Below are 21,280 nucleotides of genomic sequence, written 5' to 3'. Positions count from 1 at the left end.
TACTCGACTTAGATGCCGACCTTGATGCTGGCACCGATAGTGCGCTGGCTGGGGAGCATGAAGTAGTCATAGCCCTGACCAAACGTACCCGTAGACCCCGTGAGTTCAGGATCATAAGGAGCCTTATTATAGATCATCCAAAGGTTCGTAGCGTAGACAGAGAGAGCTACATTCTTAAAGGTCTTGCCAAGGAAGTTCTTAGGCAGGCTGTAAGAGAGGCTCAGCTCCTGCAGACGAACGTTCGTAGCCGAGTAGACGTAGTAGGAGTCGAGGTTGTAGACAGCATCGTAGAACTGCTGTGGTGCGATGGTAAGACCTTCGCCGATGTTGATACCACCAGCATCACGTGCATCAGCAGAAGCCTGAGAAACCCCAAACTTGTCGAGAGCAGCCTGCGTCTTCGAGATGACGATACCACCAAGACGAGCCGTGAAGAGCATATTCAGGTCGAAGCCCTTATAAGAGAAGCCGTGCTTCCAGCCGAGGTTCCACTTAGCATTGACCGAACCGAGCTTATAAGGAGTCGTGGGCTCCGTGACCAGAGACTGACCTGGAGTATAGTCTACATAGCCATTAGCATCACGCTTAATGCGCTCGCTAGCGTAAACGTCACCGAGCTCACCACCTTCACGCAGACGGAAGCGACCCTTGACGATATCCTTCAGGTCAAAGACCTCGTGCGTGATAGGATTCGTGACACCAGAAGCCAGCTTGAGGATCTTATTGCGGTTAGCCGTAGCCGTAACACTTGAGTTGTACTCAAAGCCACCAAACTTCTTATTGAAGCCAAGCGTCATTTCGATACCACGGTTACGGACATTACCAGCCTGTACATAGAGCTTCTTATAGCCCGTACCTGGATCGAGGTCGGTCTCAAGGAGCTGGTTGAGCGTATTTGACTGATAGACCGTAGCACCAAAGGTCAGAGCACCACCGAACCAACGGGAGTCGACCCCGAGCTCGATAGAGCGCGTACGCTCAGCCTTCAGGTCAGGCAGAGGATAGTAGTCGAAGGGCTCGACCTTACCGCTGCTCATCGAGTGCGTGATAGTACCTGGGGTCAGACCAGTGAAGGGGATAGGAGAACCCACCTCCGTATAAGAGGTACGTACCTTCAGATAAGAGAGCGTAGGACGGAGCTTAGCGCGCAGGTCCTCAGAGATAAGGTCGGTGACGACGGCAGAGAGACCGATCGAGGGATAGAAGATCCAGGGATCTACGCTACCGACGAGCTGCGAAGGCTTGTCCGTACGACCCGTAAGCGTCAGATAGAGCGCGTTGCGCCAAGCAAGTTCAGCAGAAGCGAAGACTGCGAAGTTACTCTTACGCGTAGAGGACTGCGAGCCACCGCTCTGGAGCTGATTGGTATTGGGGAAGATGAACTTATTAGGGATAAGGAAGAGGTGTCCACCAAAGCCCTGACCCTTATTGTCATACTCTTCATACGACGTACCGAGGGTAGCCGTCAGATTGATGTCCTGAGCAATAGGGGAATTGTAGTTCGCCATGAAGTCCACATACTTCTGCTTGAAGTAGCTGACATCAGAAGAGAAGTAACCGAGAGGCTTAGAGAATACGCTAGAGGTAGAAGCATAGAGCTTCGTCTCACGCTCAGTGAAGGTGTTATCCAGACGAGCACGACCCGTGAAGTTGATCTTCTTGTTCAGCTCATACTTCAGAGAGCCGAAGAGCATGTAGCGGTCATTGACCTCGGGGTGCAGATTGCGGTATGCCACCCAGTAAGGGTTCTGCACGTCCATACCCATGCTACCGGGCTTCCACTGCTGTACATTGTACCCTAGCTCTGCGTCGTAGCGCTCGAAGTACTTCTCTTGGTCGAAGTTCTCACCACGAGGATAGAGATAAGCACCTACGATAGGATTGAAGTATGCCCCGTAGGAGATCATGTTGTTCGCATAGTCACGGATGTAGTTAGCCGAGACGTCCAGCGTCAGCTTATCATTGAGGAACTTCGACGTATTGCGAATCGAAGCATTGTAGCGATGGTACTTATTGTTAGGTACGATCCCCTTAGCATTGATAGCAGAGGCAGAGAAATAGGTCTGATTCTTATCCGTACCAACAGAGAAGTTGAACGAGTTGTTGAACGTCACACCACGGTTGTAGAAGTCGCGTACCTTATAGGTGGAAGGAGTAGCGAGCTTATCACCCCAAGAGGTGTACTGACCAGCCTGATTGCCATAGGTATTCTGGAACTTAGGCAGGATGAAGGGCGAAGCCGTCTCTACCGAAGAAGAGAAGTTCACGCGCAGCTGACCTGCAGCACCCTTCTTCGTATTGATGAGGATAACCCCATTAGCAGCACTTGCACCATAGAGAGCAGCAGCCGAAGGACCCGTCAGGACGCTAATAGATTCGATATCATCAGGGTTAATGTTCGAGATACCTTCACCCGAAGCACGACCTGCACCGAAGCCAGAGCCATCACCACCACGGTCAGCGCTGTTACCGACAGGAACCCCGTCGATCACGTAGAGCACGTTATTATCCCCAGAGATCGACTTGTTACCACGCATGACCACACGCGTGCTACCACCGACACCCGAGGCACTGCGCTGGATGTTCACACCAGCGACCTTACCGTTGAGGCTGTTCATGAAGTTGGCATCCTTCACCGTCGTCAGAGCATCGTTCTTGATCTCCTGGACATTATAGCTCAGAGCCTTCTGCGAGCGCTTGATACCGAGAGCGGTGACGACGACCCCTTGGAGCTGGTTGTCTTCACCGGAGAGCTCGATCTTCAGCTCTGTCTGGTTACCGACAGGGACCTCCTTCTTCGCGTAGCCGATAGACGACACGACGAGGATGGCACCTGACTTCACGTTCTTCAAGGTGAACTTCCCGTTGATGTCCGTGGAAGCACCTTGACCTTGTACGCCCTTGACCAGGACGGAAGCCCCGATCACAGGCTCATGATTCGTGGCATCGAGCACGACACCACTGATGCTCTTGCCTTGCGCCATCGCAGTAGCGACCGTAAGGAAGAGGATCATGAGGATAGATAGTACTTTCTTCATATCTGAAACATTAAAAAATAAGCAGCACACAGGTGTCCCTCATCTATACTCGTGGAGCACGGAGCTGAGGGGCACACAAAAGAAAAGCCCCAAAGAGCTCACGGCCATAGCCGAGCATCTTCTGGGCTCTATTATTATATAGGTAGGAGGTATAGGTCTGACGCGTCGACCAAATGGAGCTGTCCATCTGTGTCGCCATCTCCTCAATGAGGGGCATAGTCACCGACCACTCGCGCATATCGCAAGCCATGCGACACACACGTGCAGAGTCATTTGAGAGTAAAAGGGGCATCACGCCCGAATGCTTGTCCATGTACCTTCCGTTACAATCTGGGGGACAAAGATAGGGATAAATAACATGCAGAGTATAAAGCTTTTCAACCCCTCACTTAATAAAAAATTTAAGGAAGTATAGTGGTTTGCGCCCCCTCTTCCGCAAGTCAGAAAGAAGGGGCAAGGGAAGGGCGAGCTGCGAAGGTGGGGCAATCATACCATACACCTATATAATAGCGTACCACACCCCTATTCAATAAGGTGCCATACACCTAATAATATAGGTAGGGAAAGGACGGAGGTAGCTACTCTTCACAGCAGTCCCCGAGATGAATCCCAGCCTATCTACGCGGTATTGAGGCTATGTAGTACCTTTGTGACACCATATAATAATAGTAGTGTCACCGTAGGGCGCTTCCCACTCCCCTACTCCCTTATGACCCGACTCATGATCACGATAGAAGACCTCTACTCCATCTACCTCGCCCATCCCGTGGTGAGCACCGATACCCGCCAGCGACCCGAGGGCTGCATCTTCTTCGCCCTGCGCGGAGCGCGCTTCGACGGCAATCAGTATGCCCGTGCCGCACTGGAGGCTGGTGCTGCCTACGCTATCATCGACGACCCCACCGCACAGATCGACGAGCGCACGATCCTCGTCGAGGACAGCCTGAAGGCCCTACAGCTGCTCGCCTGCCACCACCGTCAGCAGCTGGGTATCCCTGTCATCGCGATCACTGGGACGAATGGTAAGACGACTACCAAGGAGCTCACGGCCGCCGTCCTCTCGACGACCTACCGCCTCCTCTATACCGAGGGCAACCTCAATAATCATATCGGTGTCCCCCTGACCCTCCTGCGCCTCACTCCCGAGCATCAGCTTGCTCTCATCGAGATGGGCGCCAGCAAGCCTGGGGACATCGCCGAGCTCTGCGCCATCGCCGAGCCCAACTACGGACTCATCACCAACATTGGCCGGGCACACCTCGAGGGCTTCGGCTCCATCGAAGGAGTACGCCGCACTAAGGGTGAGCTCTATGATAGCCTCCGCGCACGCAAGGGTATCGTCTTCTTCCGTGCCGAAGACAAGACGCTCGAGGAGATGAGCGAAGGTATCGACCGTATCGACTACGGCACCGACCCCGAGGCACGTATCGTCGGGCAAGCTACCCCAAGCACGGGTGATCAGCTCTTCCTACACTTCTCTTGGGCCTGCCCCACCCTCGGCATCGAGCAGCACGCCGTACAGACTCACCTAGTCGGGGACTACAACCTCGCTAACGCTCTTGCAGCGATCACCATCGGCCTTTACTTCGACGTAGCTCCCGAGCGTATCGACGAAGCCCTCACCAGCTACACCCCCAGCAACAGCCGCTCCCAGCTCATCACCTCCGCCCGTGGCAACCAAATCATCGCGGATGCCTACAATGCCAACCCCTCGAGCATGCACACGGCGCTGGACAACTTCCTCCACATCGAGCCTCTGGATCGCCCCCGCACCGTCATCCTCGGCGACATGAACGAGCTGGGCGAATCGAGCCACGAAGCCCATCAGGAGCTGTATACCCGCCTCAAGGCACACACGGCCTCGCCACTGACGATCTACCTCTGCGGTCCGCATTGGGTAGAGGAGCTCGGAGCATCGGATCACGTCCTCCCCTCGGTCGAGGAGCTCATCGCACGCATCGAGGCAACGCCCATCACGGACAGCCTCATCCTCGTCAAGGGCTCGAACGGCATCCACCTCGGCCGTCTCCTCCCCTCGCTATAAGCAAAGAGCGCATGGATCTACCGTATTGACGAGATCCGAACAAATGCTTATCTTTGTAGTAGAACAAAAGAAAAGAGCCACGTTGTCGATTGGGAAACTCATCGTACTAAGTTGAAAACCGAGGCAACCCTCTCCTCCAATGGCGGGCTACCGAGGCCTTCGGGTCTCCTCGCCTATGGCGAGCAGAGTAGATTACAAAGGGGGCGGGGATCTCAAATCCTGTTTTTCGGAGTTTTCACTTAATCTGCTCGTGGCTCCCCCAAGCGTAGGTCACTCACCGATACTCACCGAGTATCATGTGAGTGACCTACTTCTTTTATCGTCACTCTCCCGTTTCAGTCGCGAGGCACTTCGTAGAGGGGCTTCTACAGCCCGAGTACTGCTGCTCCGACAGACTACCACACCTGTTTCGTGCACGCTATTTGCAAATAATCGCCGACCACTGGTATTATTCGCTCGTGCTTAGGGTGCTATTTCTCCGAAGTCATACAGCTATACCTTCGTCTACGTACGTGGACGTAAGGACTACGCACGTAAATCCTAAAGTCTACGTACGTAGATTTTAAGACTACGTGCGTGGATGGAAGTTTAGGACTACTGGATGATGGCTTTTAGTCGCGGAGAAACAAGGTTTTCCTCCGCGAAGCGTAAGTTTTCCGCGTATTGATTTAGCCCTCAAAGCACTACAATGATCGAGCTCTCGGGAGGGACATTTTTCTCCTTTCGAGGCACAGAATTTTGAGCTATTTGCGGTAACTTTGCACCACACTGCAGAGGAAGCCGCCCTTGCAATCCATTCATTTTCAGTCATTATGCAGCCTTTCGTACATCTCCACGTACACTCACAGTTCTCCCTCCTTGACGGCCAGGCCTCGATCAAAGGCCTTGTCGACAAAGCTATGGCCGACGGCATGCCTGGCATCGCCCTCACGGACCACGGAGCAATGTTCGGCATCAAGGAGTTCTTCGACTATGTCAATAAGAAGAACGGCCCCCTACTTCGCGAGCGCAAGGATCTCAAGAAGCAGATCAAGGCCCTCGAGGAGCAGGAGGGGCGTAGTGCAGAGGACGAAGCCAAGCTGAGCGAACTGCGGGAGCAGCTTCAGGCGGCCGAAGCCAAGCCTCTCTTCAAGCCCATCCTCGGCTGCGAAGTCTATTGCGCCCGTCGCTCGCGCTTCAAGAAGGACGCCAACGTCCCCAACCCCTATCGCCCCAACCAATCCGTGGACAATAGTGGCTGGCACTTAGTCCTCCTAGCGAAGGACCTCACGGGCTACAAGAACCTCATCAAGATGGTCTCGCGCTCATGGATCGACGGCTACTACTACCGCCCACGTATCGACAAGGAGCTGCTGGAGGCGCATCATGAGGGCATCATTGCCTCCTCGGCCTGCCTCGGTGGGGAGATCCCACAGCACATCATGTACGGCAATATCGATGAGGCGGAAAAGAGTATCGAGTGGTTCAAGGGGATCTTCGGTGATGACTTCTACCTTGAGCTGCAGCGTCACAAGACCGACAACCCGCTCGGCAACCAAGAGACCTACGAGAAGCAGCAGCAGGTCAATGCTGTCCTCCTCGAGCTGGGTAAGAAGCATGGTGTGAAGGTCATCGCTACCAACGACGTCCACTTCCTCAACGAAGAGGATGCCGAGGCGCACGACCGCCTCATCTGTCTCAGCACGGGTAAGGACCTCAACGACCCCCGACGCATGCGCTACAGCAAGCAGGAGTGGCTGAAGACGACGGCAGAGATGAACGAGCTCTTCGCCGACCTACCCGAGGTGCTCGCCACCACGCAGGAGATCTGCGACAAGGTCGAGCTCTACAGCATCGAGAATGATCCACTGATGCCGGACTTCCCGATCCCCGAGCAGTTCGCCAATGCCGACGAATACCTCCGTCATCTGACCTACGAGGGTGCCCGCCGTAAGTACGGCGAAGAGGGTATCACCGAGGAGGTACGTGAGCGTATCGACTTCGAGCTGGGCGTCATCTCCGGCATGGGCTTCCCTGGGTACTTCCTCATCGTGCAGGACTTCATCGCTGCCGCCCGTGATATGGGCGTCTTCGTGGGCCCTGGACGTGGATCGGCCGCAGGATCTGCCGTAGCCTACTGCCTGGGCATCACCGACATCGACCCCATCCGCTATGACCTCCTCTTCGAGCGCTTCCTCAACCCCGACCGTATCTCCATGCCTGATATCGACGTGGACTTTGACGATGACGGGCGTGCGGACGTGCTCCACTGGGTCACGGAGAAGTACGGCTACGAGCGTGTAGCCCATATCGTCACCTATGGCACGATGGCCGCCAAGAGTGCCATCAAGGACGTCGCACGAGTCCAGCGCCTCCCTCTCTCGGAGAGTGACCGCCTCACGAAGCTCATCCCCGACAAGATCCCCAACGTGAAGAACGTCACCATCGGCGCTTCTCTCGAATACGTCCCCGAGCTCAAGCAGGCTTCCCTTAGCCCCGACCCCCTACTCCACGATACGCTGAAGTACGCTCAGATGCTCGAGGGGAATATCCGCAGTACGGGCGTACATGCCTGTGGTATCATCATCGGGAAGATGGATATCAGCGACGTCGTCCCCTTGAGCACCGCCGAGGATAAGGCCACGGGTGAGAGCATGCTCGTGACGCAGTACGAAGGCTCGGTCATCGAGTCTACGGGGCTGATCAAGATGGACTTCCTCGGGCTCAAGACCCTCTCGGTCATCAAGGAAGCCCTGCTGAACATCAAGAAGAGCCGCGGCATCGAGATCGACATCGACAAGATCCCCATCGACGACGCCAAGACCTACGAGCTCTACACCGGGGGGAAGACCGTCGGGACCTTCCAGTTCGAATCCGCTGGGATGCAGAAGTACCTGCGCGAGCTGAAGCCCTCGACCTTCGAGGACCTCATCGCTATGAACGCCCTCTATCGCCCAGGGCCTATGGACTACATCCCCGACTTCATCGACCGTAAGCACGGCCGTAAGCCCATCACTTATGACTTGCCCTGCATGGAGCGCTACCTCAAGGACACCTATGGCATCACCGTCTATCAGGAGCAGGTGATGCTACTCTCCCGTGAGATCGCCGACTTCACGCGTGGGGAGTCCGACGGCTTGCGTAAGGCGATGGGTAAGAAGCTTGCCGACAAGATGGCCGAGCTGAAGGTGAAGTTCCTCGCTGGTGGCACGAAGAAGGGCTACAAGGAGGACACGCTGGAGAAGATCTGGGCTGACTGGGCAAAGTTTGCCAGCTACGCCTTCAATAAGAGCCATGCTACCTGCTACAGCTGGGTCGCCTATCAGACAGCGTACCTCAAGGCAAACTACCCCGCAGAGTACATGGCTGGTGCGCTGAGCCGTAACCTCAACAACATCTCCGAAATCATCAAGCTCATGGACGAGTGTCGTACCATGGGCATCCGCGTACTCACGCCAGATATCAATGAGTCGGACTTCAAGTTCTCCGTGAACCAAGACGGCAACATCCGCTTCGGGCTCAATGCCATCAAGGGCGTAGGTAGCTCAGCGGTCGAGATGATTATCCGTGAGCGCGAGGAGAATGGCCCCTTTGAGAATGTCTATGACTTCTTCGAGCGCGTGCCCATGAGCATCGTCAATAAGAAGACACTCGAAAGCTTGATCTTCTCCGGTGCCTTCGATAGCTTCGGCCTACAGCGTGAGGTCTACAGCGCTCCGATGGATACGGGGAACGATGATTCCTTCCTCTCCGCCCTGGTGCGCTTCGCCCAGGTCAGCCAAGCCGAGCAGAGCCTCAATGAATCTTCCCTCTTCGGAGGCGATGACGAAGCCTTGCAAATCCCCCGCCCCACGCCTCCGACGCACTTCGTCGAACTCTCGGATATGGAGCGCCTCAATAAGGAGCGTGAGCTGGTCGGGCTCTACCTCTCAGGCAATCCGCTTGACCCCTACCGCGTACTCCTCGAGTGCTACTGCCCTGTCAATGCACAGATGATGAATGACCCAGAGGCTCTCGGCGAAGGCCGTCAAGTCTCCTTCGGCGGTATGGTGTCAAACGTCTTTATCGGCACGACCAAGCGTGGCGACCCCTATGCTCGCATCACGATCGAGGATACACAAGGCTCGTGTACGATCCCGCTGTTTAGTGGGAACTATGTGAGCTACTCGCAGTACTGCCAAAAGGGGCTCTTCGTCTTTGTCGAAGGCGTCATCCAGAAGCGCCGCTACGGCGAAGAGCTGGAGCTGAATATCCAGCGCGTGAGCCTGCTGAGTGATGTCATCGACCGAATCATCTCCAGCATCCATCTGAATATCGATGTACGCATCGTCAATCAGAGCATCATCAGCGAGCTCGGAGATATCATATCGAACAATAGCGGATCTGCTATGTTATCAATAAGACTCTCGGATGGTACGGGGCGCAATGATGTCGAGCTCACCTATGATCAGGGTACAGTAGCTCCGACACCTATCCTCCTCGACTTCTGCCGTCAGTACGGCATCGAGATGACAGCTAAGTAGCAAGTAATAATATTAGTCTCACCTATAAGAAAGGAAACAATTATGGCATTAGAAATCAACAGCCAGAACTTCGACACGCTCATCGCCGGCGACCAGCCCGTAGTCCTCGACTTCGGTGCCACTTGGTGCGGCCCCTGCCAGATGGTGGCTCCCATCATAGAAGAGCTCGCAAAGGAATACGAAGGCAAGGTCGTCATCGGTAAGTGCGACGTCGACCAGGATCCCGAGCTTCCCAGCCGCTTCGGTGTACGCAACATCCCTACGATCATCTTCGTCAAGGGCGGTGAAGTCGTAGAGAAGAAGGTCGGCGCTCAGAGCAAGGACGCTCTGAAGAAGTCTATCGAAGGGCTGCTCTAAGCTCCATATCCGATAGCCGGAAATAGCATAAGGGCTGTACCACCTGCTGGGTGGTACAGCCCTTATCTCTTTTATAGCCGAATTATACTGCCTCGAAGAAGAGGCGTAGCGAATAGCTCAGCTCCTCGCCAAGGGACTTCCCAAGCTGAGCAAATAGCTCCGCCGTCGTACGGCACTTAGGATAGGCGTCCGAAGTAGGGTAAGGCATGCGATGCACTGCCCCACCCTCGACTGTATATAGCCCATCCAGCGCAGGGAAGAGCTCGTCACTATAAGCCCAAGCACCTCTAAGGTCGGGGTGAAGCGTAGCGAGATGCTGCAGGAAGCGTAGTGGATCGAGGAGGCGAATCATTCCCCGTCGCTCCTCCCCTACCCCTCGTCCTCCCTCGGGACGAAGATAATAGCTCACCTTCTTCACCGAATGGGATAGCTCTTGAAGCAAGACTTCTCGCACTGCTGAGCTTCCGTAGACAGCTTGTACAACGACTTCGTCCTCACGCTCTACGTAGAAGAGTGCGCCATTGATCTTGCCCTCTGCCGTGCGATGCTCGCGAAGCACATAGCCCTCTATTGTCGGATAATCTTCGGTCACTACACGCCAGAGCGCAGGACTATGCAGGAGCTGTGGCACCTTGCTTGCGCGCTCCACGGCAGTGAGGTATTCGACGAGCGTAGCCCCTTCACATTCGGGGTCAGACTCGGAGAGCACAGCTTCGAGGGAGGTTGTCGTCACGGCGACAGGAATGGGAGCATAGCCCACCGCCTTCGTATAATAGTCGAAGAGCCAATCTTCAGCAGGCAAGAGAAGTGAAGCGACATCGCCACGCTCTTGCGATAGACTGAGGGCAGTCTTCAGCTCTTCCTTCATCAAGCCACGTCCAGCGTAGTCGGGATGCGTACATACCGCCACGACATAGCTCACGGGTAGGCGCTCGCCACCCGAAGAAAGCTCTACGGGGAGATACTGCAGGTGCGTCGTCGCTACGCTCGCGGTGTAGCCGATGAGCGTACTATCGTCGCGGTAGACCTCGCTAAAGTAGGCTGAGAGGAAGGCATCCGTATCCCCGAAGCAGAGCTGCCAAAGGCGATAGGCATCCCGTGCCTTAGGGCTCAGTGGGGCATTCATGGCGCAGGACTGCAGCGATCTTCTGCAGGATGATATCAGGCTTGTAGGAGAGCTTGGCCTTACGGAGCCCCTCAATACCTAAGTCTTCCTCACGATTCACATAGGTGTAGCACTCGGGGATCGTTGAGGCGAAGAGCTTATTGATCACCGTGAAGGCACCATCATAGTCACGATTGGCCTTCTCGATGTGCACACCGAAGGTCGTCTCATTGATGGGCGAACCGATAGTGAAGGCGACGATCTGCCCACCGACACGCAGGATGCCGCCCGAGAGCTGTAGTTCGTCGAAGGAAGAGAGGAGGCGCAGGATGACCTCCTGCTCCTTGTCCTCGCCTTGGTCTTCGTTGCCGTGCTGTTGTAGCCAGGCTTTCTCGACCTCAAGACACTCCAGCGCGTTGGCTCCCGTGATGGGCTCATAGCTGAAATCAGGGTAGAGCTTCTCGAACTTATTGACGTGATTGCGCTTCGACTGCAGCGCCTTCCCCGAGAGACTGACCAGACGCTCTCGGAGATAGATATAGTCCGCCGCTCCTTCGTCTTCGAGGAAGGTGAAGGCGCCAGGGCAAAGCTCCTCGAGATGCTCCCGACAATGCGCCGTAATCCCCATTACGACGAGCGGATAACCACCTGCATCGGCCTCGTGACGTAACCGATCCAGCGCATCCGAGCCACAGCCCCCACCCCGACGAATAGGGATAAGGTACGCTGGATGTGGACGTGCGGGCGAGGTGAAGCGAATGAAGAGCGTGTCGTCAGCTATGGCGTAGCTCGTCTCATACTTCACAGCCCAGCCGAAGAGATTGGCGAACGCGAGATCGCAGATACGCGACTGGCTGGCGAGCGTATAAGCCGTTATCTCCGCTCTCGAGGCTACTGTGATGGGGGTAAAGTGCAATAAATCCATATACATCGAATAGCTTGGGACCACCGATTCAGCATGCTCTCGGGCGCGCTTCCAGACGATGGTCCCAAATGTTATATTACTTTCAGCCGAATGTTATATTACTTTCACTCAAAAGTAATATTACTTTTCGGCAAAAGTTATATTACTTTTCCTCGGAAGTTATATAACTTCTGACCCGAGGTTATATTACTTCCGGCAGAAGGGTATATACCCTTCGATAAAAAGGTATATACCTTTCTCGCTGTACTTATATAGGTGAGTGAAGAAGGGCTTCGAAAAAGCCGTGCCTTCTCGCTACTTCGCCTCACCGCGCGTCATGCGGAAGGAGGCCTTGTAGCACATGAATAGCGGGATGGCGACGCCCACGCCGAGGGCGAACATCGTCAGCAGTGCCGTGATCATATTCGAGATGATGCCCGGCAGATACTGCTCCTGCGCCACCTCCTGCGTCGACTCCATAAAGCGAATCGTACCCAAGATAGAGCGGTAGGCAAACTGACCTGGGATCATAGGCAGAAGGGCGGGGAAGGCAAAGACTTCGATCGGGTAGCGGGCATGATAGGCAAAGCCCACAGCGATGAAGCCAGCAAAGACCGCCGCGAAGAAAGTCGCGATAGCGATATTCATACCCGCATACGTCATCAGCGAGAAGCGCAGGGCATTCCCACAGAAAGCGATGATCGGGACATATCGGAAGGCAGCCTTAGAAGGATTACCAACGGCGGCGAAGCCCAAGGCAGCGATGGCGGCGAAAAAGCCTTTCTCAAGGATAAGGAGGAAGTCCATAGTAGCGTAGTCCTATACGATTGCGACGGTGATGAGAGGTTAGAGGAGCGAGAGGCCAAGGGACATCAGCGTGACAGAGAGGCCTACGGTGATGCTCACGACGATCATCACCGCTGTCAGGAAGCGCGAGATGCCGTTGAGGACATAGCCATCGAGGATATCCATCATACCATTGATGAAGGGGACGCCAGGGATAAGGTAAAGCACACTGGCGCTTAGGGCAATCTTAGGAAACTCTTCGTAGCCGAACTTCGCACCGAGACCGACGACGAAGGAAGCGACGAAGGCCGAGAGGACTACCGTCAGATAGTGATAGACGTGACGGCGATTCAGCTCCTGACGCAGGAGGAAGCCGCAGAATGTGCCGAGGAAGACGAAGAGGGCTGAGACCAGATCCCCACCGAAGAGCAAGCAGAACGCCATGTTCGCTTGGCTGATCAGATAGAGCACGAGCCAGCGATTCATCGGCGGCGTGTTGAGGATCTTCTGGAAGCGCTCTTCGAGTTCGTCGAGACTTGGGTGATTGTCGTAGGTGTACCAAGACAGACGGCTCAGCTCGGCATTGAAGAAGAAGTTCAGGGGGCCATGTCTATGCTGCAGCATCCCAGATACAGGATGCGCATCCAGTGGACGATAGGAGTGACGACCATCGCCCAGGACAGGGCTAAGTGTCATCGTCATATTGCGCTGGAAGGTCATGATCGTCGGCTCGTAACCATAGGCATGGGCAATTCTCGTTGTATTGACCACGATACGATTGGTCTGCACGCCGACACTCGTCTGCGTCGTCGCGTAGCGCAATAAGAAGTCCAAGAGACGCTCCTTGTCGATATCCTCACGCAGAGGACAAGGTTTCGATTGGGCCATAATTACCGTGAGAGGTGAAGAAAATAGTAAGTGTAGTATGAATAAGAAGAGCCTCCACTGGGATTCAGGGGAGGCTCTGGTATCAGCTCGGGCTGATCATCTTTGTTGCGGAGGCAGGATTCGAACCTACGACCTTTGGGTTATGAGCCCAACGAGCTACCACTGCTCCACTCCGCGCTATCTTTTTGCACTGCAAAGGTAGTACTTATTTTCTTAACGACCAAAACAACGTAAAAAGCTACCGCGGTATCCCCCTCGGAAACACCCCTATTTCGGGGCGCCAACAAGGCATATCCCCACAGCTAATACCGCTATCATCCGCAGGATAAAGTGGCATAAAAAGCCATGTGGCTACACACCTCGAGCGAGGAGTGCAGCCACATGGGGAGATAAGTCATTAGCGCGGGGACGCGCCGATAGCTTAGAGAGAGTCGGGCTGTGCAGCGCTAGCAGCAGAGACCTTCAGCAGCTCGATTTCGAAGACCAGCGTGCTGAAAGGAGGGATCTTTTCGCCAGCGAAGCGAGCACCATAAGCCAGCTCCTGTGGGATGACGACCTTAACCTTCTCACCGACCTTCATCAGCTGAAGCATTTCCGTCCAACCCTTGATGACCTGGTCAACACGGAACTCAGCAGGCGTACCCTTTGATTCGTCGAAGACCGTACCATCGATGAGCTTACCGACATAGTTCACCTGGACCATATCCGTAGCCTTAGGCGTAGCACCGTTACCTTCCTTGAGGACCTGGTAAGCCAGACCAGAAGCAGTCGTCTTCACGCCAGCTTCCTTCTTGAAGTTAGCGATGAATTCAGCACCCTTCTTCTTGTTCTCACCGTACTGCTCTTCCATCTGCTTTTCCATTTCAGCTTCGTACTTAGCGCGCTCTACTTCCTGCTTCTTTTCGTAGTAGGACTGAGCGATAGCGCCGAGGCTGTCAGCCTGCTTAGCACGAGCAGTGGAGTCGAGGCCGAGAGCCTTCTTGAAGCCAGCCATGAAGGCAGCCTTCTTCAGCGTAGAGTCGTCCTTGAAGCGCATAGCAGCCTGGACGCCCTGCATCTGACCGACGTAGTACCACAGCTTGGTCGTGTCGCTGTTGAAGCCTTCTTCGAAGCCCTTGAAGAAGAGTGCAGAGTCTACGTTTTCACCCTGAGCCTTTGCGCCCTGGATAGCGTTGACGAGCTCGGTAGCATTACCGAAACCGACAGCGAAAGATACGCTATCAGCACCATCCTTAAGGTCAGCAGAGCCACTCTTAGAGCAAGAGAAGATACCGAGAGCCATGGCCGAAGCAGCCAGGAGCATTGAGATCTTTTTCATTTTTCTTTTGATAGATATTGGATTGATATTCTGTTGTTACTTCTTACGCTTGACTGCCTTGCGAGGCTTAGCAGCCTTGGGGGTAGTAGAGGAGGAAGCCTCTGAGACGTGCTCTTCGCTCGAGGGAGCAGCCTTGAAGGGACGCACGTCGATCAGCTCGACCTCGAAGAAGAGGGGCGAGCCAGCTGGGATGACACCGCTGACACCACGATCGCCATAGGCGAGGGAGGCAGGGATGAGGAACTCATACTTCGAGCCCTTCGTCATCAGACAGATACCTTCCGTCCACCCAGCGATGACCTGAGAGAGGGGGAAGACGGCGGGCTCACCACGCTTGTAGGAGCTGTCGAACTCCTTCCCCGAGGGGAGCGTCCCCTTGTAGTGGACGACGACCGTATCCTGCGCCATGGGGCGCGTGCCCTGTGCGGCACGGAGCACGCGGTACTGCAGACCGCTCTCGGTGACCTTCACACCCTCCTTAGCCTTGTTGGCTGCGAGGACGGAGTCAGCCGAAGCTGCCGTGCGACGCGTCTCAGCCTGCTGCAGATCCGCAGCATACTCGTCGAAGATCGCCTTAGCAGCAGATGCTGAGACCTTCGTCGAGCGCCCGAGGAGGACGTCACCGAAGGCAGCGAGGATCTGCTGACGGCTCAGCGTGTCGCCAGGCATACGGGAGAGGACTTCGGAGAAGGCCTGCCCATTGAGGACACCGAAGGCATAGGCGACACTATCCTGACGGGTAGTGAGAGCAGCGCTCTTCTGCTTGCTCAGCTTGGGCGAGCAGGAGGCGAATGCTACGAGAAGGCCTGCCGACAGGGCGAGGTGCTTGGTAAGCTGCTTCATCCCTTACTTACCGACGATAGCGATGAGCTCGATGATGAAGATGAGCGTGCTACCGGGCTGGATCATCTCACCAGCACCGCGGTCGCCGTAAGCAAGATCCGAGGGGATCGTGACCTTCCACTTCGAGCCTACGGGCATGAGCTGGAGGATCTCCGTCCAACCCTTGATGACGCCCTGCAGGGGGAACTTAGCCGTCTGGCCACGATCCATCGAGCTGTCGAAGACCTGACCATTGATCAGCGTACCGTGGTAGTGGCACTCGACCGTATCGGTGAGCTCGGGCTTGGGACCGTCACCCATCTTGATGACCTCATACTGCAGGCCGCTGGGTAGGGTGACGACACCCGTCTTGTGGCCGTTGATCTTGAGGAATTCTTCGCCTGCTTCCTTGTTCTGCTCGACGGCCTTGCGACGTACTTCCTGGAAGTAGTCGTTGATGACGACCTTAGCTTCGTCGTAGGTCATCTGAGGCTCAGCGCCTTCGAGTACGTCACGTACACCAGCGAGGAAGTCTTCCAGATTGATCTCATCGAAGCCAGAGGCGCGGAAGTTCTGGCCGATGCTCAGCCCGAGGGCATAGCTTACTTTATTCATTGTACTTAATAGTTGTTGTCTGTGATGTGGGGAGTGCATCTCGTAGCGAGATACAAATGCATATCAGAGGACAAAGTTAGTCATTTTTGTATGGTTGCAAAGCAGGCAGAGAGCTGGAGGAAGCAGGGGGATGAAGCAAGCTCTACGGCAGTCTCCAGCACAAGGTCATACGGCACGCTCCCGAGCGACTACACGAAGCGGGCAAATCAACCTATATAGGTCACTGCTCGGACCAATATATGTTCCCCTATGTGACCTATACTGCTTCGCTTCGTGACCTATATTGGTCAACCCGTCGACCAATATAGGTCGCCACACCTCCCTATATCCCCCACTCTACCCCGCCCTATACAGAAGCACTTCGGCCCCGCCACATACTACGCCATAGAGCGGTAGATATGTGGCGGGGCCGAAGGCTATATCGGGGAAGTCTTTATCCCAAGAGAGTCGGACTACATCAGTGCCGTGATGGCAGCTGCCAGACCGAAGACAATACCGGGAGCATTAGCGACCACGATAGGCCAGTCGCGCTTAGGTTGCTGGAGCAGACCGTAGAAGACCCAGAGGGTACAGTTGATCGCTGCGACGAGAGGCTGGATCCAGTCCCCCTTTTGACCATTGAGGTTGCCCTGGATCGTGCTGATATAAGAGACATACATAAGGATAGCGGTCACCGAAGCGACGGTACCCAGGATGGTGAGGAACTTACTCTTTGCCATATACTTCTTAGGATTAATGAATACAATCTTATCGGGTGCAAAAGTATAAAAACTCTTAAAAACTCACATCCACCCGCTCTGCTAAGCCGCTTCTCTCGTGACATCACCTACAATAGAACACAAAGAGCAGGGGCTACGCCCACACAGCTTGCGCTGTAGGCATAGCCCCTAGGGTCATTCCCGCCCGAGGGCGGGTATCGGTTGGTGACTTACTTCTTTACGAGGTCGTACTGGGCAGCGAGCTCACCTTCGGGGAGCTGCTTGGTCGTCTGGTCGAGCAGCGTGATCTTGCCTTCACCTACCTTGTAGTAGGTTTCGAGGTTGGACGAAGGCGTGATGAGCGTCAGCAGACCATCAGCAGCGAGCTTGTAGGTCCCGTTCTCATCGATAGGCTCAGCGCCTGCCTTCGAGAACTCTTCGTGCTTGCTGTACGTGCCGTCTGCGTTGAGGACGATGGTCGTCTTCACCGAGCCGTCAGCACCTGGGATCGTACCTTCGTAGGTACCCAGTGCAGCTTCGTTAGCTACGTTAGCGGTAGAGTCTACTACTGCAGCAGCTACAGAGTCCTGATTCAGGCTATCGCTCTGCGAAGCCTCCGTGTTACCTTGGCAAGAGGCAAGAGCCAGTGCCAGTACTGCGAATGAAACAAATACTTTCTTCATAATCGTACTATGTGTGTTGTTTAGTCAAGCGCCCCGCCAGCACCATGCTGACATATCAGGAACTCGAACTGGCTACAAACGTACAAAAAAATACTATTCGATGTACAATGCCCTCTGACTACTCTTCGGACAAAGCATCGACCTCAGCGAGCCAAGCATTAGAAGACACGTCACTGGGCATACGCCAGTAGCCACGTGGCGAGAGGCTCACAGCCGTCACCTTAGGCCCATCAGGCAGGCAGTTGCGCTTGTACTGCTGGGCGAAGAAGCGGCGATAGAACTCACGGAGCCAGCGCTTGATGGACTTCGCATCGTACTTATCCTTGAAGGCCACCTTCGCCATATAGAAGATCTTCTGAGGTGGATAGCCGTAGCCGAGGAAGTTGTAGAGGAAGAAGTCATGCAGCTCATAGGGGCCGACGACATCCTCGGTCTTCTGATCAATATCACCCTTAGCATTCGTAGGCTTCAGCTCGGGAGAGATAGGCGTATCGACGACGGAGCGCAGGACCTTCGAGAGCTCAGCACCGAACTTCCCGATCTCAGCCATACGCGAGACGATGATCTGGATAGCCGTCTTAGGGATACCCGCATTCACCGAGTACATCGACATGTGGTCACCGTTGAAGGTACACCATCCGAGAGCCAGCTCGGATAGGTCACCCGTACCGATGACGGGAGCGTTGTACTTATTCGCCAGATCCATGAGGATCTGCGTGCGCTCACGAGCCTGCGTATTCTCGAAGACGACGTCCTGCACCTCGGGATCGTGCCCGATAGCAGCGAAGTGCTGCATACAGGCCTCGGTGATATCGATGGTGCGTGACGTGACGCCGAGGCCCTGCATCAGCTCGATAGCATTGTTCTTCGTGTGGTCGCTCGTACCCAGCCCAGGCATCGTCACAGCGATGATACCCTCACGGGGAAGGCCCAGCGCATCGAAGGCTGCCACGGTGACCAGAAGCGCCAGCGTCGAGTCAAGGCCGCCCGAGATACCGAGGACGGCGTGGCGTGCCCCGATGAAGCGCAGGCGCTGTGAGAGGCCACAGACCTGAATGTCGAACATCTCTTCGGCGCGCTCATCACGCTTGCGGCTCTCGGGGAGGAAGGGATTCTGCTCGATCTGACGGTCTACATCGTGTGACTCCTCGTGGGTACGCAGACGGAAGGGAATCTCCGTCAGGAGACCACGCTCCGTGTGGTCGACGATCGAGTCATTGAAGCTATTGGTCGTCAGGCGATCGTTGTCGATACGCATCACATCGATATCGCTGATGATCAGGCGCTCTTCGTAGGTGAAGCGCGGAGTCTCGACGAGGAGCTTACCGACCTCGGCGATGAAGCCCTTACCCGTGAAGACGGTATCCGTGGAGCTCTCACCATAGCCAGCGGAGGCGTAGACATAGCCGCAGAGGTTCTGTGAGGAGAGCCCGCTGATGAGGCTACGCAGGTAGGTATTCTTCCCTGCCAGCTCGTTACTCGCCGAGAGGTTGAAGATGATCTGTGCTCCGTAGAGAGCCAGGCGCGTCCCTGGGGTATAGGGCGTCCACATATCTTCGCAGATCTCGATACCGATGGCGAGCTTGCCTGAGCGGAAGAGGACGTTGTGCCCGATAGGCACCTGGAAGCGGCCGATCTGTATGTGCGCCAGCTTGAGGTCACGCGCAGCAGCGAACCAACGTGCTTCCTGGAACTCACGGTAGTTCGGCAGATAAGTCTTGGGGATAGCCCCGAGGATCTGCCCCGACTGAAGGGCGACAGCCGCATTGAAGAGCTGTGACTGGATGCGGATAGGCATACCTACGATGATGAGCACCGAGGTATGTGCCGTACGCTCTGCAAGGCGAAGCAGTGCTGCCTCAGCCTGATCGTTGAGGAAAGGGCGGAGGAAAAGGTCTCCACACGTATAGCCCGTGATGGAGAGCTCTGGGAAGGTGATGATCTCTACGCCCTTGGCGTCAGCCTCCAGTACCAGAGCCTCTATTCGCTCGACATTGTACTCGCAGTCAGCGACCCGCACGAAGGGGACAGCGGCTGCGACCTTGACAAATCCATGCTTCATATTACATTGCTTTTATAGAGACGATATGCGTGCAGCCCCTTATCGAGGATACACGCATGTCGCCTATGGGGCCTCCCCACTTGCGCGGGGAGGATGTGATTACTATTGTCCGAGAGCGGCCACCCCATGCTGTACCATGGCGATGACTTCGATCAGATTCTTTGTGATGAACTTCACCGAGATCGCCAGGAGGACAACCCCGAAGAACTTACGTAGGATGTAGACCCCGTTCTTACCGAGGATACGGTCGAGGAGCGAGACATAGCGCAGGACGAGGTAGACGAGGACCATGTTCAGCACGATACTCAGCGCCAGATTGATCATCGCAATCCCAGCCGAGCGTAGCGTCAGGAGCGTCGTGAACGAGGCAGCCCCCGCAAAGAGCGGGAAGACCAGCGGTACGAAGGTCGTATTGCCGCTCGAGTCGTCCTCGGACTTGAAGATCTCAATGCCGAAGATCATCTCGACGGCCATCACAAAGAGCACAATCCCCCCTGCGACCCCGAAGGTCGAGATATCCGCGCCGAAAGACCCTAAGAGCGGCTCCCCTACGAGCAGGAAGGCGATCAGGATAATCCCCGAATAGATGCCGACCTGTGCGGAGTGGTAGGTCTTCCCCTTGGCCTTGAGCGAAAGGATAATGGGGATAGCCCCGATGATGTCGATGGTGACGAAGAGCGTGAAGAACGCTTTGTAGAGCTCGTCGAGGCTGAAGAGGGTAAACTCATGCCCTATCGCTGAGGCGATCTGACCGAGGTCTACCCCGAGAAGTGGAGTAGTCATCATTACGTGAATGAGCTTAGAGAGTAGTGTATGTAGCAAATAGCGAGGGGATATCCCTCCTCTGGAAAGAAGGATACCCCCTCACATGGTGAGCGGTAGGCGAGGCTCGAACTCGTGACCCTCAGCTTGGGAAGCTGATGCTCTACCAACTGAGCTACTACCGCAGGGTTAAGACCCCTCAAGGGGTTTTCTTGTCCGCAAAGATAGGAAGAACTTTTGATTCTGCAAGAGGATTTCACCTGTGCTCCCGCCTCCAAATCCGAGGCTCATACTGAGGCAACATCCACCCTCTTTCTGTAAGACAGCCCCCAGCCAAGAGCCCTTGTAGCCTTACCTCTGCCCCCTACAGCACGCAACTTCATAATTAGAGTCCGTCATGGGTGAAGCTCAGGGAGTCCGACTACTCGTTATTTCCTTGTCTTCTACCGCTTCGCTCCGCACCCTCGGAGAGAGGCAGAAGAGAGATCGCTATTCGCGCTCCAGTGGATTGTACGAGCGAGGCTTCATCCGACGAAGCGTCTCCTTGGAGTAAATCACCCCAGGGATTTGTCGCATATAAGCAGCTGGATCACGGGCATAGGCTGCCTTGCCCTTGAGATAATCCAGTCGGCTCACCCGCTGCTCGCTGGAGCGGGGACTGAGGTAAATCAGTTCGCCCGCCTTAGCATACTCCAG

The 21,280-nt window shown here is 55.2% G+C and carries 17 protein-coding genes and 2 tRNA genes; 3 read left to right on the top strand and 16 right to left on the bottom strand.

The genetic code is table 11. The features are described from left to right. Positions 1 to 8 precede the first annotated feature (8 nt). Positions 9 to 3,038, bottom strand: coding sequence for a SusC/RagA family TonB-linked outer membrane protein (locus tag HMPREF1323_RS07770; RefSeq protein WP_156795233.1), 3,030 nt, complete (start codon positions 3,036 to 3,038; stop codon positions 9 to 11). A gap of 43 nt (positions 3,039 to 3,081) precedes the next feature. Continuing rightward, the gene (locus HMPREF1323_RS07765; protein WP_009433610.1) at positions 3,082 to 3,351 is read right to left on the bottom strand and encodes a hypothetical protein; all 270 of its coding nucleotides are present in this window, start codon (positions 3,349 to 3,351) and stop codon (positions 3,082 to 3,084) included. A gap of 411 nt (positions 3,352 to 3,762) precedes the next feature. Here HMPREF1323_RS07765 and HMPREF1323_RS07760 point away from each other — a divergent pair, with 411 nt between their 5' ends. From HMPREF1323_RS07760 to trxA, 3 genes are all read left to right on the top strand, one after another. Further along, positions 3,763 to 5,082, top strand: a complete 1,320-nt coding sequence (locus HMPREF1323_RS07760; protein WP_044124239.1) for a UDP-N-acetylmuramoyl-tripeptide--D-alanyl-D-alanine ligase — start codon at positions 3,763 to 3,765, stop codon at positions 5,080 to 5,082. A gap of 812 nt (positions 5,083 to 5,894) precedes the next feature. Further along, the gene (gene dnaE, locus HMPREF1323_RS07755) at positions 5,895 to 9,584 is read left to right on the top strand and encodes a DNA polymerase III subunit alpha (protein WP_009433594.1); all 3,690 of its coding nucleotides are present in this window, start codon (positions 5,895 to 5,897) and stop codon (positions 9,582 to 9,584) included. A 42-nt stretch (positions 9,585 to 9,626) separates the two neighbouring features. Then, positions 9,627 to 9,941: a thioredoxin gene (gene trxA, locus HMPREF1323_RS07750; RefSeq protein ID WP_009433602.1), complete on the top strand. Its 315-nt coding sequence runs from the start codon at positions 9,627 to 9,629 to the stop codon at positions 9,939 to 9,941. Between the two features lie 82 nt (positions 9,942 to 10,023). Here trxA and HMPREF1323_RS07745 read toward each other — a convergent pair whose 3' ends face one another. The 14 genes from HMPREF1323_RS07745 to HMPREF1323_RS09245 form a co-directional block, all read right to left on the bottom strand. Next, positions 10,024 to 11,067 carry a GNAT family N-acetyltransferase gene (locus HMPREF1323_RS07745; RefSeq protein WP_009433605.1) on the bottom strand — a complete coding sequence of 348 codons (1,044 nt, stop codon included), beginning with the start codon at positions 11,065 to 11,067 and terminating at the stop codon, positions 10,024 to 10,026. Next, positions 11,045 to 11,971 carry a DUF2156 domain-containing protein gene (locus HMPREF1323_RS07740; RefSeq protein WP_044124238.1) on the bottom strand — a complete coding sequence of 309 codons (927 nt, stop codon included), beginning with the start codon at positions 11,969 to 11,971 and terminating at the stop codon, positions 11,045 to 11,047. The genes HMPREF1323_RS07745 and HMPREF1323_RS07740 overlap by 23 nt, the downstream gene beginning before the upstream one ends. A 294-nt stretch (positions 11,972 to 12,265) precedes the next feature. After that, on the bottom strand, positions 12,266 to 12,757 hold the full coding sequence (locus tag HMPREF1323_RS07735) for a threonine/serine exporter family protein (RefSeq protein WP_009433625.1): 492 nt from the start codon (positions 12,755 to 12,757) through the stop codon (positions 12,266 to 12,268). A 39-nt stretch (positions 12,758 to 12,796) separates the two neighbouring features. Beyond that, on the bottom strand, positions 12,797 to 13,624 hold the full coding sequence (locus tag HMPREF1323_RS07730) for a threonine/serine exporter family protein (RefSeq protein ID WP_009433592.1): 828 nt from the start codon (positions 13,622 to 13,624) through the stop codon (positions 12,797 to 12,799). Between the two features lie 105 nt (positions 13,625 to 13,729). After that, positions 13,730 to 13,801: transfer RNA gene (locus tag HMPREF1323_RS07725), tRNA-Met, on the bottom strand. Positions 13,802 to 14,045: 244 nt separating this feature from the next. Continuing rightward, entirely contained in the window at positions 14,046 to 14,942 is an 897-nt protein-coding gene (locus HMPREF1323_RS07720) for an FKBP-type peptidyl-prolyl cis-trans isomerase (RefSeq protein WP_044124232.1), read from the bottom strand. Positions 14,943 to 14,978: 36 nt separating this feature from the next. Next, the gene (locus tag HMPREF1323_RS07715) at positions 14,979 to 15,785 is read right to left on the bottom strand and encodes an FKBP-type peptidyl-prolyl cis-trans isomerase (protein WP_009433607.1); all 807 of its coding nucleotides are present in this window, start codon (positions 15,783 to 15,785) and stop codon (positions 14,979 to 14,981) included. A gap of 3 nt (positions 15,786 to 15,788) precedes the next feature. Beyond that, positions 15,789 to 16,379: an FKBP-type peptidyl-prolyl cis-trans isomerase gene (locus HMPREF1323_RS07710; RefSeq protein ID WP_009433600.1), complete on the bottom strand. Its 591-nt coding sequence runs from the start codon at positions 16,377 to 16,379 to the stop codon at positions 15,789 to 15,791. Between the two features lie 452 nt (positions 16,380 to 16,831). Continuing rightward, positions 16,832 to 17,098 (bottom strand): SemiSWEET family transporter, encoded by a 267-nt coding sequence (locus HMPREF1323_RS07705; RefSeq protein WP_009433621.1) that lies wholly within the window; start codon positions 17,096 to 17,098, stop codon positions 16,832 to 16,834. 209 nt (positions 17,099 to 17,307) lie between these two features. Continuing rightward, entirely contained in the window at positions 17,308 to 17,760 is a 453-nt protein-coding gene (locus tag HMPREF1323_RS07700) for a copper resistance protein NlpE (protein WP_009433604.1), read from the bottom strand. Positions 17,761 to 17,878: 118 nt separating this feature from the next. Beyond that, on the bottom strand, positions 17,879 to 19,822 hold the full coding sequence (locus HMPREF1323_RS07695; protein WP_009433616.1) for an NAD(+) synthase: 1,944 nt from the start codon (positions 19,820 to 19,822) through the stop codon (positions 17,879 to 17,881). Positions 19,823 to 19,924: 102 nt separating this feature from the next. After that, positions 19,925 to 20,608: a MarC family protein gene (locus HMPREF1323_RS07690; protein WP_009433609.1), complete on the bottom strand. Its 684-nt coding sequence runs from the start codon at positions 20,606 to 20,608 to the stop codon at positions 19,925 to 19,927. A gap of 88 nt (positions 20,609 to 20,696) precedes the next feature. After that, positions 20,697 to 20,769: transfer RNA gene (locus HMPREF1323_RS07685), tRNA-Gly, on the bottom strand. A gap of 304 nt (positions 20,770 to 21,073) precedes the next feature. After that, the coding region (locus HMPREF1323_RS09245) for a hypothetical protein (protein WP_044124231.1) at positions 21,074 to 21,280 on the bottom strand (207 nt) is incomplete at its 5' end.

The sequence above is a fragment of the Porphyromonas sp. oral taxon 279 str. F0450 genome, from assembly GCF_000292995.1.
In the GTDB taxonomy this organism is placed as follows: Bacteria; Bacteroidota; Bacteroidia; order Bacteroidales; family Porphyromonadaceae; genus Porphyromonas; species Porphyromonas pasteri.
Note: the sequence above shows the minus strand (reverse complement) of the source record. Positions and strands in the feature narration are given on the sequence as shown.